Below are 13374 nucleotides of genomic sequence, written 5' to 3' on the forward strand. Positions count from 1 at the left end.
CGGTCAACGGTGATCTTCCGAATAGGCATCCTCCCATTGGCCCGTCCACGCTCAGCACGGGTGACCATCCGCTCAGGTCCGAAACTCGAATCGAACGCCGCCGGCCGAACTGTCGGTGATGGTTATCTCCCACTCGTGAGCGGTCGCGACGCCTTCAACGATCGAGAGGCCAAGGCCCGTTCCATCTGAACTGGTCGTATACCCGTGTTCGAACACGCTCTGGTGTCTCTGTTCGGGAATACCGTCGCCGTCGTCTTCAACATAGAACCCGTCCGCATCGTCTAACATCCCGATCGTTACCGTAATGTCGGCTCCGCCGTGCTTGACGGCATTGGTGAAAAGGTTCTCGAGAAGCGAGTTCAATCGGTTTCTATCCGCTCTGGTCGACCCGAGCCCGTCCGCGAACGAAAGCTCAGCAGAATCGGTATCGACCCACTGCCACGACTCGGTTGCCACCTGCTCCAGGGATAAACTCTCTTTCTCACCCACGGTGGCTCCCTGCTGGGCGAGCTTGAGCGTATTCTGTATCAGCCGTTCCATTCGATCGAGCGATTCGGCGATTTCGCTTATCTCCTCGCGCCGGAGATTTTCTTCGAGGATATTCGTATACCCTTTCGCAACGTTGAGAGGGCTCTGGAGGTCGTGAGAAAGGACCCTCGCAAAGTTCTCGAGCTGTTCGTTTTGCCGTTCTAATTGCAGTTCTTGTTGCTTGTTTTCGGAGATATCTCGAAACACGCCGGTAAAGAGCAATTTCCCCTCAAACTCGTGTTCTTTGAGGCTGATCGCCACTGGCACTTCGTGGCCTGCTTTGTGCAACGCCGGTAACTCGACGCCGTTCCAGTCTATGCTCTTGTCCCCGCATTCGATGTACGCCTCGAGTCTCCGTTTATGGACGTCTCGAAGTCGCTCCGGGATAATTTCCAGTTTCGAACTCCCTACCAACTCTTCCGGTCTGTACCCGAGAATGTCTTCGATCGCGGCGTTTGCAAAGACGATTTCACTCTCTCTGTCTATTGTCAATAAACCTTCAGATGTGTTTGCTACCAGCGTTTGACAAAAAAGCCCTTCTCTCGCGGACAGCTGAGGATCGATCGCATACCGCTTAGACTGTCTCTCCTCAGAAGTCATCGACTCATAAGTTGGATTAAATCATTATGAACGCTTTGGTCGAGTATTCGTTATTCCCGTGACGATTTCCGAAAACATCAAAAATTAGTCTTTTCATCCAGGTCCGCAAAGTCGAGATCGTCGGCGATCGTTTCGATGGTCGTATCGGCTCGGTGTTTTGCCTGAGTATACTGATCGAGGAGTTCGGTGTACTCTTCGCTTGAAGCGAGTTCGGTCTCCGTCTTTGCGGCCTCGAGTGCGGCCTTTTTCGACGCGAGCTGAAAGTACTCCTGGACGGCTTCCTCGTACGTCGGGAGCGAAACGAGATCGCTGACGAGCGAAAGAAGAGCGCCGCGTTCGATCGGCTTGACGAGGTAGTCGTCAAACTCCATCTCGACGATGTCGAAGTCAGGGTCGACAGCGGTGACCATCGCGATGGGGAAATCGAATCCACGACCGCGGATCGCTTCGAGGACCTCGTCCCCGGACAGACCGGGCATACGCCGATCGAGGATGGCCATGTCGACGTGTTCGTCGACGAGTTCTAATGCGTCCTCTCCGTCGTATGCGACGCGGACATCGTACTCGGGTTCTAACCACGTTGCGAACAGATCACCTAACATACGTTCATCTTCGACGATGAGAACTGTGGGTGACGTCTCCATTATTGGTTGTCTCTATTCAAGCGATCCTATAAATAGTACCGGCAAATCGTCCCCCGTCGAGGCCGTTCAGGTGTGTCCGTATGTCGTCTACTTGTTCTGTTCGCGCGGTATGCCTCGAGCGGCTATCGCGTCTCACTTTCGACCCTCGTACGCTCTGTAGCCACTGCGAGTATATTATCAAAAATCGGTTTGAGCGAGTTAACGTCCTGGGGTTCTTCTGCGGTGTGATCGATATGGAAGTACGATGTAACGGATGCCGACTGTAACTTTGCAAGCAGTATATGGAGAAACTGGAACACCTGCTTGGTACTCTTGTACTGCAGTAATATATTCAACGTGTCGAAACAGAGAATCGTATCCTCTGGGTGTGAGTCCCACTCTTCGACGATTCCCGTTGTAACGATTCCGAGGCGAGTGAGGTCGGTCGGGCTGTTGATTTGAACGATTTCAATCTCGTTTTCGAGGCGACTCGGCGCGGACTGGTTGTAACCGACCGAAATAAGCGTTGTCCGGTTGGCCCGCTGAGCGATTTCTGCAAGGGCGTTTTCGTCTATTCGCCTGTATCTAACGAGCGCTACGTTGATCTCTCCCGAACGCTCGTTTTCGAGTACGTCGACGGCGGATGCGCGCTTTCGTTTGACGTCCGATTTACACTGGATGAGTGTACTGGTCGCGCGTGCAGGATCGTAACTTATCGGGTTCTGACCGCTTTCGGACGTGTTCTGTCCGCCAGCGGCTCCTCGCTGGCTGGTAGTCTCCTGTCGCGATTCGGTTTCTATGCGTTCCGTCTCGTCCGTTTTACCGGGCTCGACGATATCGATGCTCGTCGACTTCGTTTCTCCTTCCTTTGCAACCCGCGTTGGGGTAACCGACGCCGACTGTCGGATGCGTCGGAGGAGTACTCCGTTCTCTGCAGTTGACTTCGAGATATAGTCGTCAGCCCCCGCCTTGATTGCGTCGTTAATTGTTTTGTCCGCTTCATCCTCCGTGAACAAGAAAAAGGGTGCCATAGAATCCCGTTTTTTGACTTCTTCTAAAAACTCGAGGTTACGATCTTCGGCGGTAGATAAGTCACTCAGGATACAGTCGATATCGTTCGTCGCGATCACCCCAACCCCTTCCGATACGCTCGCTGCGGTAGTTACAGCGAGTTCGCCATGATCTGCGAGGAAATCGGCCCACGTTCGTAACGATTCCGGCTCATCGTTCACGTAGAGCACCCGAGTCTGATTTGGCATTGCAGATTCCTATCACCGAGTTTGTATTGAATCGCCTTTAACCTACATATCTCCGTACGACGCGTCTCGTCCGATGATTTCGGGGATAACGGATCGTATTTTATACTCTTCGACGCTGTGTACGCTCGCTATTCCGCTGCCGGACGGCGGTTTAAAACCGGATAACGCTTTGCAGACAATCAACGTGTGGGTTACTAGCAACCCCAAGTAGCGTTCGCCCAGTAGAATTAAGATAACTCCGCCGGATTGTCACTACACGTTTTGCATGAACGGAACCTCTCAAATCACTGTTTCAATATGATCGTCTCGTTCCCTTTCTGCTCTGATCGGAACACGACCCACCGTGCCGTTGTATCCCGTGGGAACCGCATACGACTAGCTGTCGATTTGGAGAATTATAAATAAGTCGAGCTATGAGTACTGTTCAAGCTGAAGCACGTTCACAATTCGAGGGCGTTTTCCGGAGGCCATTACAATGAATAGAGAGGACTGGTCTATTCGGGTTCGGGCATTTTTGAGCGAACGGTTCGTTCTCGTTCTCGTCTTCTTACTCGTTCTTACTGCACTCTTTGGAGTCTGGACCTATCAAGTGAACGCCGTACCGGAGTTCGAGCAGGAGGATCGGGTTGTCGAACAGTGGGGAGAGTCGACGGCGTACAATCACAGCGTGCTCGTGACCGACGATACCGCCGTCTGGTCTTCGGGAGAGCGATTGAGTAACCGGCCGATCTACTACACGGCCGTCTCTACGGAACTGAACGGGGCGTACTCGTACGAGTATACGGCGACAGACGGGGATGTCACGGTAACGTCAGAAACGTATCTCCTCGTTCGAGGCGTCGATGACGGTGGTGGCGAAACCGTCTTCTGGGAGTTCTCTGAACCGCTCGAGGAATCGACGACTGAATCGCTCGATCCCGGCGACGAGCACACGATCGAGTTTGCCGTCGATATCGAGGATGTCCAGGAAGACGTCCTCGAGGTCGAAGAAGATCTGGGAGCGAGCGAGGGCGCTGTCGATATTCGCGTCGTCTCCGCGACCGAAGTCGAGGGAGAGATCGAAGGCGAGCAGGTGAGGACGACCTACGATAGTGAAATGCCCGTCGAGATCAGTTCGTCGACGTTCAGCGTCGGAGATATCGATACCGTCGACGAACAGGAACAAACAACCGAACAAACGGAGATACCCGTCGAGGCCTCAGCTCTCGAGTCACTCGGTTCGATCATCGCGTTCGGAACGGCGCTCGCTTTGAGTATCGCGTTGGTCGTCGGACGCAACGCGAACTACATCGAGATCACCGAGGAAGAAAAGCAACGCCTGCAGTTCGAACGGAATCGAGAGCGCTTCGACGAGTGGATAACGACCGGCACGTTCCCCTCCGAACGGGAGTACGAATCGACGATTCTCGTCGACGATCTCACGGGACTGATCGACGTCGCAATCGACACGAACAAGCGAGTTATCGAGGATCAACAACTCGGCGTGAGTACGGTGCTCGACGAAGAGTATAGCTATATTTTCGTCCATCCAGGCTCGCCAGCTCGAGATTGGCTACTCAGTTACGCCGATGAAACGATCGACGAATTCGAGGGCCATGACTTCTGAGTTACACCCGTTTGGCTCGCGAATCCGTGCGCCCGGTATCTTAGGAACATGAGTTCTCCGATTCAGTGGGGTAAATACGCGCTCGTCTTCGTCCTCGTCCTTTTTATCGGACTGACACTCGTCGGCCAACTCATCGGCCAACCGATGCTCGTGTTCGTCGAAACGGGGAGCATGGAGCCGACTCTCGATCCCGGAGATGGATACGTCGCGGTTCCAGCGATGTTCGCTGGCGAGGTATCGGAGGGTGATGTCATCCTTTTCGAGGCCGAAGAACTCGGCGACGGCGGGGAGTTGACGACGCACCGAGTGGATAGGGTCACGGATGAGGGGTATATCACGAAGGGGGACGCGAACCCGTTTACCGATCAGGAAGACGAGGAGCCACCGGTACAGGAGGGACAGATCCAAGCTGTTGGGCTCACCGCGAGCGGGGATCTCGTCGTCGTCCCCGGGCTGGGATCCGTCGTCGAAACGACCTCCGGCGTAATGGATACCACGCAGGATCGGCTGTTCTCGTCCCTTGGGCTCGAGCCCCCGGGGACGACCGGCTTTGCAGTCGGTGTTCTGGCTCTCAGCGGGCTGTTGTTCCTCGTTAGTTCGGCCACCGAGATGCTCGGTCGAGGGAGTTCAGATGGTCGTTCACGCGGGAGTTCGGCCCGAACGGGGGGTATCATAATCCTCGTGTTAATGTTGATCATACTGATCCCGATCAATCTCTCCATGTTGCTCCCTTCCGGTGTTTATCAGTACGAGATCGTCAGTTCGAGCGGTCCTGATGACGACGAACAGACGATCGAAGCAGGGACTTCAGCGGAAGTCTCGTATCCGATAACTAACGGCGGACAGATTCCGGTGTTCGTGATCGTCGAACCGGCAAGCGAGGGCGCTCACGTCGATCAAAACGAGTATTACGTGCCGAGGCAATCCGTAGAGAACGCATCTGTGACGATGGATGCTCCCGAGGAGACCGGGATGCACTACCGGTTCGTCGAAGAGACCAGATATCTGGTTTTCCTTCCTCCTTCGTTGATCGGAGCGTTGCACGCGATTCATCCGGTCGTCGCACTGTTCGCGATTAACGCGCCGATCGCCCTCGTGCTGGCGCTTATCGGAATCAGTACGCTGGGGACAGGGCGAATGCGTCTCAGATCTCGTTCACGGAATCTCACTCTTAGCCAGGAAATCCACCGGAAACTATCGTTTCCCTCGCTCTTTACTCGTCGGCCCGATAGACCCGCTCCGCCACCGCTGTGGAAATCCGGAACGTCGACGTCGGCTCACACTCCCGAAGACGATGTCGAAACCGACGCTGCTGGGACCACACCAACGCCGGAACGAACGAACGAATTCGATGAGGCATCACTTTCTCGATACGGGTGGATCGAAGGCGTGGTCCAGACGCCGCCGAACGAAATCGGACTCGACGGCACCGAGTGGACACCGTCCCTTCTCCGAACGTTTCTCGAGACGGCCTATGACGAACAGTACACGCGAACCGAATGCAGAAGGTTGATGGGGGAGTTACACACAGCAACACCACGAACGTACCAAATCGATACGGATTCGACGGGGAGGCGAGGTACCCAGTCTGGATCGACCGATGGGTGGGGTGCGGACGAGCCGTAACTATGATTCGAGCGAGTCACGACGAGACGGTGGAAACTGCCGGACACGAACAGCAAAACGAGCTTTTCGATGCGCTCGGGAGCCACCGAAGTCGATACGCGCTGTACGCGTGTCTCCAGACCGACGGCGAACTCACCCTCTCGGTGATCGCGGATCAGGTCGCCGCGTGGGAGTACGATAAACCGATCGCTGAGGTTACGTCGACCGAACACAAGCGGGTGTATACGTCACTCCAACAGCACCACCTCTCGAAACTCGAGCGATCAGGACTGATCACTATCGACGACAAGTCGATTGATTGTACCGAGAAAGCGCAACAGCTCGACCTGTACATCGAACTGGTCCCGGAATCCGACGTTCCCTGGAGCCTCTATTATCTGGGATTGAGTACGATCGGAGGGTTCATCCTCGGGTTGAAGGCGATCGGGTTTCTCCCCGATCCGATTTCACCGCAGGTGCTTACCGGGATACTATTGCTCGCGTTTTTTTGCTCGTCGCTCGTCCACTACCGGCACTCGAACCGCGTCACCTTTGGCCCCTCGGATCGACCGCTCGAAATCGCGGACTGATACGGACTGCCCTCAGGCATTCCAGTGCAACCGCGACCGTCCTGGGGATGTGCCCGTACATTGTCACAGCGGACCGTACGAAGTGACCGCAGTCGCTTCGCTCGTCTCTCCCCGTAGCTCTTGACTTATCGTTGGGAGTACAGAAATCGCCACGCTTCCAGACGGTACCGTGTAGACGAAGCATCTGTATCACCGATAGGAATATCACACACCTATTCATGTAACGGATAGCAAATGGAACGTAATTGTGGCGATGCCAATCAAGTCACTTGACGCCCTCCACACGACTGAAGTCGTGGGCTTTCTCCTGTACTTCGTGTAAACCAGTTAATCGGGAACGGTACAGAACCACCCTCGAGGGCTTCGGAGAGACGCGACCAGCTGTTCATCCCACCCTCGAGTCGAGGTGTGTTACTTGCTCCTGCGTCGACGCGCTCGTTCAGTTCGTCCGGCGTTGTCGACTTGACCTCGACGGCTGGTGTCGGGAAGTCCGTTTGTCCGTGTCCTTCCGCGCTCAGTGTCGGTCACTTCCACTTCTAATTTGTATGGTATGTTGGGAGTCATACAATATAGCCGTTCCTGCAAACCAAACAACTCTCTAAAAGCCTATAGGACCTTTGAGAAACAAAGTATGGCTCGGCATGCTGTTGTAGTCCTCCATATAGTGTCTAATAACCGATATGCTTTTATATATGGTCTTTATATTGTACGATATTTCCAATATAATACTGCAATATCGACCACGAGTTCGGAACACCAGATCACCGAGACGCCCGAGGTAAAACGACAGGCCTGTCGGACGACGATTGAGCTGATGGACTACGACGAAAACGACTTTCACGACGGCGCTACGACCGGTCTCGGTGCGGCGACCGCGTTATAGCATATGGCCGAATTCGATATCCAACCCCCGCCTGACTGACGCCCCGTGGGAAACTCCCGTCGGCGCAGAAACTACGACTTCGATTGGGGATCGGTAAGGTGGTTCTTTTTACTGCGGAGGTACGATTATTCTCGGATGGGGTATCACACGTTCGATCCATCGCGTGCGGATAAATTGGAACGGGCCGGTCACCGGTTTCGGTTCTGTTCGGCGGAAGAACTCCGCTGGGCGCTCGAGGTAACGGCCGACGACACCGTCGCTGACCTCGGGAGCGGAACCGGATTCTATACGGACGAGGTCGCTCCGTTCGTCGAGGCGGTGTACGCGGTTGACGTGCAACCGGAAATGCACGAGTACTATCGAGAGAAGGGGGTTCCCGAGGATGTCGCTCTCGTCACGTCGGGAATCGAAAGCATGCCGTTCGACGACGGCGGTCTCGACGCCGCGTTTTCGACGATGACCTACCACGAATTCGCGAGCACGGATGCACTGTTGGAAATTCGTCGCGTGCTCCGATCCGGTGGCCGACTCGTCATCGTCGATTGGGAGGCGTCCGGTCTCGGCGACAGTGGACCGCCGCTCGAAGAGCGGTACACGGCCAACGAGATAGCGAGTCAACTTCGCACCGATGGATTCGACGTCGAACACGTTGCCGTTCGGTCGGAAACCGTCCTCCTGCGGGCGACTGTTCCATAGCGTCTCCGTAAACGCCAGGTGTCGGAAAAGTGTGGTGTTCCGAAACGTCCCCCAAACGGGTCGTTCTCTCGGTTTCGAACCGTGCGGCGGACAACTTCGCCGATAACGTCGAGTATGGGCATCTCGGTCACTCTCAGTGACTATTGTGCACTTCTGGAGCAACATTATGTGGCTCACGCCCGTAGCGATGTGCATGAACGACGAAACGGACGGCGTCCGTGTTTGGTTAGTCGAACGAACGTACTCGGACGACGAACAAAATCTGATAATTCTGGTCTATGCGACGGTGAACGGAGACCGATACTTCCGGAAAGAACGCGCGCTCACGAGTTCAACGGATACACGAACGACGACAGCGGCGGTGACGGTCGAACCGACGAACCTCGGATCCGTCGATGATCCGGAATTACGGGAACAGTACGCCACGGAAGCGACTCGGATGGCCGACGAACACGATCCGTCCGACGCCATCTAGGCGGGTCATCCGGAACGTATCGTCGCTTCGTTTAGACTTCTGCCGTCGATGGCTCGCCGTCGACGTGTTCGTACTTGTCCTCGAACTCCTGGATGAGCTGACCCATTTTCGCGTACCAGTCGTTCAACATTCGTTGCATGTTGTTTGCTATCTGGGTCGGATCGGTCGGGTAGTAGACGTGATAGTAGCCACCCTGATCGTAGTTGATCTGTTCTTTCTGGATGAAGCCACTCTGGAGCAGCCGCTGAATCGATCGGTACGCAGTCGAACGCTCTCGGTCGACTTGCTCGGCGACTTCGTCGATCGTGAGGCGCTCGTCGTTTTCGACCAGGGCGCGGTAGCACTCTTTGTCGAGTTGTTTGAGGCCGTGAATGCACTCGAGCAGTCCCTCACACTGCATATCTTGCTGCAGTTGTTCTGCCATTGAGGATGCCATCTTTCTGGTTCCGAAAAGGAGATCGATCGGTATAAGGATTTTGTGTGTATTGTACAAACCTACTGATCCGGTCTTGAAGGCTGACAGTGGTGACGAAACCGACGCCATCAATTGTCGCCGTCGGGTGTTGAGTGGGTATCTGATTCACTCGTTGCACCGGCTTGACCTCTCCGACCGATCGATTCGCAGCCGAGAATTGACGAAGAGCTATCATCGCTATTTTAGGCATAAACGAAACCGCCCAGAAAGTACCACCACCTGACCGCTCTCTCAAATTATGTTTATAGTAGTTTTCGTCGGAGTCTCGAGTTCGTTCTTTTCCGTTATTCGTAGTAATCTTTTCGCTCGAGAACCTCTCCGAAGGCGACGGTCTCCGTTACGTCGGCGATTTCGATGGTGACCCGTTCACCCTTCTCCGCGTCGGGGACGATAACGACGTACCCGCGTTCTATCCGCGCAATGCCGTCGCCTTGCTCGCCGATATCTTCGATATCGACTGTTCTATTTTCACCCTCTTCGACCGGCGGTTCGGGACCGCCACGATCCGATTTCCGCGACGTGTTCGTTTCGGGCTCCGGGTCGGATCGGGTTTCGCTGGCTGATTCCGAAGCGAGCAGCGCGACGCGATACACTCCACCCTCTTCGAGGTCACCAACCGCGACTTCGTTCTCCGGAATTTCGATACGGTAGGACCCTCGTTGCTCCGTCACCTCTGCACTGAATACACACAGTAATTCGTCTGGTATTTCCATGAATATCGTTCCTTGCCAAAGAGACGTGTAGACAACCCCTTCAGTCCTCCGGTGCCGTTTCCTCTGTCTCCCCTCGAGTATCTTCTTCCTACCAACTGGCCGTCGTGTGAATAGGGCGCCTCTTCGAGTCTCATCCGCCGATTGATAGCCCGTTGTGTACGGTCGGTTGCGGTTCGTTAGCGACGGATCACGATCTGGTCGTTGAGGGTGGAAATTTGATTGATTGGAATTCGAAGTCGACCGTTCTCATCGGTTTCGAAGTCAACCGATTGCGTCGAGAGCCCCTCGTTCGGGTCGATGACGAGGTCGCCCAGTTTGGCCGACTCGAGTCCCATAGTAATGTTATAGAGCGTTCCAAAGTCGGTTCCGTCGATCCCAACGATAGATTTATCTATGAGATTTTTGGCAAGTATCTCGTCCATGTTACTTCATTTTCTCTTAGAGTATATTAAATGTAATGGAAACTCTAACTGTCATATCAAAAATGCTGATGGTTTTTTCTTGTGTTGGCTCGATAGGACACCACTGGTTTGGGCTGGTAGCTGCTCGAGCAAAGCCCTCCTCTGGGGTAGATCGGTACTCGATATTCGCTCCCACCCCAAAATGCGCCCAACGGACTCGTTACCACCCGTTGTCGGTGTCCCCTACCGACGGGCGAGAGAAACTCTCGTCTTGCACACTGATTGTACAGTTTGACCGACCATTCCTTAGTCTCCTCATACTTTCAGACGCCGCCGGGAGTAGTTGCTGTGGTGATGGTGAAAACGGTGGTTTCGCCGCTGGCAGTGGGTCCAACACTAGCACCACCGTTCGACGACCCTGTCTTGATTTTCGGGCTTTCGATGGTAATCTTTCTGACCGCCCCGCTCGTTCTCAAACGCTACCGACTGCCGGGAATCATCGGAATTATCCTGACCGGTGCGGCGATCGGTCCGAACGGGCTCTACGTCCTCGAGCGCGATGCCACCATCGAACTGCTCGGCGAAGTCGGACTGCTCTACCTGATGTTCATCGCCGGACTCGAGATAAACTTCGCCCAGTTCGTCAGGTACAAGGATCGCAGTATCGTCTTCGGCCTGTTATCTTTTCTTATTCCGCAGGCGATCGGAACCGTCGTCGGCATTTACGTCCTGGATTTGACCGTCCTCTCGGCATCGCTGTTCGCGGCCATCTTTTCCTCACACACGTTGCTCGCTTATCCGATTATCAGCCGATTAGGAATCGCGAAAAACGAGGCGGTTACGGCGACGATCGGCGGTACTATCCTGACGGATACGCTCGCGTTGCTCGTCCTCGCCGTCGTGGTTGCATCCGCTGACGGTGCCCTCGACGCCGCGTTCTGGCTCCAACTGGTGATTGGGTTATCCGTGTTCTTTGTGGGCGTCTGGATCGCTGTGCCCCGTCTCGCACGATGGTTCTTTCGAATTCATACCGAGGAGAGCTACTTCGAGTTCCTGTTCGTGATGGCGGTCCTGTTCGGCTCTGCGTTCCTCGCGGAGCTCGTCGGCGTCGAACACATCATCGGTGCGTTCCTCGCGGGTCTAGCACTCAATCGATTGATCCCCGAAACTGGTCCGCTAATGAACCGGATCGAGTTCACCGGGAACGCGCTGTTTATTCCCTTTTTCCTCCTTTCGGTCGGGATGCTCGTCGACGCACGCGTCGTTTTCGAGGGTGTGGACACGCTACTCATCGCAGGGTCGTTGCTCGTGATGGTCGTCCTGACGAAATACGCCGCGGCGTGGGTGACCGGACGAGTGTACGGCTACGATCGGAACGAGGTCCTCGGGATGTTCGGGCTCTCGGTCGGACAGGCGGCCGCCGCCCTCGCGATCGTTCAGATCGGCTTCGACGCGGGTATCCCTGGTTTCGATCAGAATATGATCAACGCGGTCGTGTTGATGATACTCGTGGTGAGTTTGCTCAGCCCCGCCGTCGTCGAACAATCGGGAGCGGCGCTCGTCCGTGGGAGCGATCGACAAGAGTACGACCCGAGTGACACGCCACAACGCATTCTCGTCCCGGTAACGGAGACATCGAGACACACGGAGTCGCTTCTCGATTTGGCGTTTGCGATCCGCGACGAGCGCTCAGGGCAACCGATCCACATTCTCTCGGTCGTCCGGCCGGATCAGTATGTACCGACGACGGGGAAAGTCGCGGAGTCCGAGGCCCTCCTCGAGGAAGTAACGGAGTACGCCTCGAGCGCGGCGGTTCCGACCGAGGACCACACGCGGGTCAATCACAACATCGCTTCCGGTATCGCTCGGTCCGCGCTCGAGAACCGGATAACGACGTTCGTTATCGGGTGGGACGGTGCTCGTTCGCGGACACAGCGGGTGTTCGGTCGGATCATCGATCAGGTGCTGAGTCGGACCAATCAGTTGACGCTCGTCGGGCACGTTCCGAACCCCCTCAACACGACCCAGCGAATTGTTCTCGTATTGCCGTCGGGTATCGAACACAACGATGGATTCGCACGTGCCCTCCACACCGTGGGACTCATCGCCGCGGATACGGGAGCGCCGATTCGCGGACTCGTCGTGAACGGCGAGGTCGAACCGTTTGAACGGTTATTCGAGCAGGCGAATTCCGAAGCGTCCGGCGACTTCCGTCCGGTGGACGGGTGGGGCGAATTGCGCGCTACGCTCCGAGACGAAACACGAACTGATGACCTCGTCGTCTGTCTGAGTTCCCGGCGTAACGATATCGGCTGGCACCCCGAACTGCAGACGCTTCCGAAGCAGATTTCGACGATTACGGACGGGAATTTCGTCGTCGTCTACCCGGGGCGCAAGGAACGAACGGACGAACGGCAGTTCCTTCGGTTCTCTTGAGCCGATGTGAATGCCATCGAGGACTGTTCTTCGAACCTGGATTTACTTGAGCACCGGTTCGAGTAAACTCCGTTCGATATCGGAAGTTCACCTCTCACAGTCAGCACCGACGCCGGGTATGGAACTCTCGAGGACCCCATCCCGTTCTGAATGGTAGGGGATGATATCTATTGAGAGGTCACTGTTAAATCGAGAGAAACCGCCAGAGGGAGGCGGGTATCTTCGCGACCAAATCTTAGTAGAGGCTCTGAATGATTGCTCACCTATCCAGAAACAGGCGCACGAGCGAAAATCTATTATAGATGCGATATGAGCTACAAGGCAGTCGCTAGTCACACTTAACCTAACCCGGTACTACCTTGCGATTCTTGCTGGATTTGACAGTGCCGAACGGGAGGGCGTACTCGAGCGCTGAACAGAGGCGGAACCTCTCTCAGGCGGTGCAACTATACTGTCGTTGGTCGGTGATCAATCCGGGTAGGAT

General features: G+C 55.2%; 12 protein-coding genes and 1 pseudogene. 7 read left to right on the top strand and 6 right to left on the bottom strand.

The window, feature by feature from the left end; translation table 11 throughout:
• Positions 1 to 72 precede the first annotated feature (72 nt).
• From ACYQ14_RS21110 to ACYQ14_RS21120, 3 genes are all read right to left on the bottom strand, one after another.
• The gene (locus ACYQ14_RS21110) at positions 73 to 1128 is read right to left on the bottom strand and encodes a sensor histidine kinase (protein WP_459891190.1); all 1056 of its coding nucleotides are present in this window, start codon (positions 1126 to 1128) and stop codon (positions 73 to 75) included.
• 77 nt (positions 1129 to 1205) lie between these two features.
• Positions 1206 to 1772, bottom strand: a complete 567-nt coding sequence (locus ACYQ14_RS21115) for a response regulator (protein ID WP_459891192.1) — start codon at positions 1770 to 1772, stop codon at positions 1206 to 1208.
• A gap of 122 nt (positions 1773 to 1894) precedes the next feature.
• A complete protein-coding gene (locus ACYQ14_RS21120) occupies positions 1895 to 3010 on the bottom strand; it encodes a DUF7504 family protein (RefSeq protein ID WP_459891194.1) in 1116 nt (371 codons plus the stop codon).
• A gap of 475 nt (positions 3011 to 3485) precedes the next feature.
• Here ACYQ14_RS21120 and ACYQ14_RS21125 point away from each other — a divergent pair, with 475 nt between their 5' ends.
• The 6 genes and pseudogenes from ACYQ14_RS21125 to ACYQ14_RS21150 all read left to right on the top strand — a co-directional run bounded on the left by ACYQ14_RS21125 (position 3486) and on the right by ACYQ14_RS21150 (position 8865).
• Positions 3486 to 4616 carry a DUF5305 domain-containing protein gene (locus ACYQ14_RS21125; protein WP_459891196.1) on the top strand — a complete coding sequence of 377 codons (1131 nt, stop codon included), beginning with the start codon at positions 3486 to 3488 and terminating at the stop codon, positions 4614 to 4616.
• Positions 4617 to 4664: 48 nt separating this feature from the next.
• Positions 4665 to 6242 (top strand): signal peptidase I, encoded by a 1578-nt coding sequence (locus tag ACYQ14_RS21130; protein ID WP_459891198.1) that lies wholly within the window; start codon positions 4665 to 4667, stop codon positions 6240 to 6242.
• 2 nt (positions 6243 to 6244) lie between these two features.
• Positions 6245 to 6811 carry a winged helix-turn-helix domain-containing protein gene (locus ACYQ14_RS21135; protein ID WP_459891200.1) on the top strand — a complete coding sequence of 189 codons (567 nt, stop codon included), beginning with the start codon at positions 6245 to 6247 and terminating at the stop codon, positions 6809 to 6811.
• 778 nt (positions 6812 to 7589) lie between these two features.
• A pseudogene (locus ACYQ14_RS21140) lies at positions 7590 to 7694 on the top strand (DsrE/DsrF/DrsH-like family protein); the annotation flags it as partial.
• Between the two features lie 135 nt (positions 7695 to 7829).
• On the top strand, positions 7830 to 8390 hold the full coding sequence (locus ACYQ14_RS21145) for a class I SAM-dependent methyltransferase (protein WP_459891202.1): 561 nt from the start codon (positions 7830 to 7832) through the stop codon (positions 8388 to 8390).
• A gap of 193 nt (positions 8391 to 8583) precedes the next feature.
• Complete coding sequence (locus ACYQ14_RS21150; protein WP_459891204.1) at positions 8584 to 8865, top strand: DUF7967 family protein; 282 nt, start codon at positions 8584 to 8586, stop codon at positions 8863 to 8865.
• A gap of 31 nt (positions 8866 to 8896) precedes the next feature.
• Here ACYQ14_RS21150 and ACYQ14_RS21155 read toward each other — a convergent pair whose 3' ends face one another.
• The 3 genes from ACYQ14_RS21155 to ACYQ14_RS21165 all read right to left on the bottom strand — a co-directional run bounded on the left by ACYQ14_RS21155 (position 8897) and on the right by ACYQ14_RS21165 (position 10475).
• Complete coding sequence (locus ACYQ14_RS21155; protein ID WP_459891206.1) at positions 8897 to 9301, bottom strand: helix-turn-helix domain-containing protein; 405 nt, start codon at positions 9299 to 9301, stop codon at positions 8897 to 8899.
• 323 nt (positions 9302 to 9624) lie between these two features.
• Positions 9625 to 10053: a TRAM domain-containing protein gene (locus ACYQ14_RS21160; protein ID WP_459891208.1), complete on the bottom strand. Its 429-nt coding sequence runs from the start codon at positions 10051 to 10053 to the stop codon at positions 9625 to 9627.
• A 176-nt stretch (positions 10054 to 10229) separates the two neighbouring features.
• On the bottom strand, positions 10230 to 10475 hold the full coding sequence (locus ACYQ14_RS21165; protein WP_283837849.1) for a PRC-barrel domain-containing protein: 246 nt from the start codon (positions 10473 to 10475) through the stop codon (positions 10230 to 10232).
• 333 nt (positions 10476 to 10808) lie between these two features.
• Here ACYQ14_RS21165 and ACYQ14_RS21170 point away from each other — a divergent pair, with 333 nt between their 5' ends.
• On the top strand, positions 10809 to 12890 hold the full coding sequence (locus ACYQ14_RS21170; protein ID WP_459891211.1) for a cation:proton antiporter domain-containing protein: 2082 nt from the start codon (positions 10809 to 10811) through the stop codon (positions 12888 to 12890).
• Positions 12891 to 13374: the final 484 nt, after the last annotated feature.

It is taken from the genome of Halostagnicola bangensis, from assembly GCF_054653435.1.

Bases quoted from the DNA above. Each gene is read 5' to 3' on its own strand.
- ACYQ14_RS21110 (WP_459891190.1), bottom strand. From the start codon at position 1,128: ATGACTTCTGAGGAGAGACAGTCTAAGCGGTATGCGATCGATCCTCAG.
- ACYQ14_RS21115 (WP_459891192.1), bottom strand. From the start codon at position 1,772: ATGGAGACGTCACCCACAGTTCTCATCGTCGAAGATGAACGTATGTTA.
- ACYQ14_RS21120 (WP_459891194.1), bottom strand. From the start codon at position 3,010: ATGCCAAATCAGACTCGGGTGCTCTACGTGAACGATGAGCCGGAATCG.
- ACYQ14_RS21125 (WP_459891196.1), top strand. From the start codon at position 3,486: ATGAATAGAGAGGACTGGTCTATTCGGGTTCGGGCATTTTTGAGCGAA.
- ACYQ14_RS21130 (WP_459891198.1), top strand. From the start codon at position 4,665: ATGAGTTCTCCGATTCAGTGGGGTAAATACGCGCTCGTCTTCGTCCTC.
- ACYQ14_RS21135 (WP_459891200.1), top strand. From the start codon at position 6,245: ATGATTCGAGCGAGTCACGACGAGACGGTGGAAACTGCCGGACACGAA.
- ACYQ14_RS21145 (WP_459891202.1), top strand. From the start codon at position 7,830: ATGGGGTATCACACGTTCGATCCATCGCGTGCGGATAAATTGGAACGG.
- ACYQ14_RS21150 (WP_459891204.1), top strand. From the start codon at position 8,584: ATGAACGACGAAACGGACGGCGTCCGTGTTTGGTTAGTCGAACGAACG.
- ACYQ14_RS21155 (WP_459891206.1), bottom strand. From the start codon at position 9,301: ATGGCATCCTCAATGGCAGAACAACTGCAGCAAGATATGCAGTGTGAG.
- ACYQ14_RS21160 (WP_459891208.1), bottom strand. From the start codon at position 10,053: ATGGAAATACCAGACGAATTACTGTGTGTATTCAGTGCAGAGGTGACG.
- ACYQ14_RS21165 (WP_283837849.1), bottom strand. From the start codon at position 10,475: ATGGACGAGATACTTGCCAAAAATCTCATAGATAAATCTATCGTTGGG.
- ACYQ14_RS21170 (WP_459891211.1), top strand. From the start codon at position 10,809: ATGGTGAAAACGGTGGTTTCGCCGCTGGCAGTGGGTCCAACACTAGCA.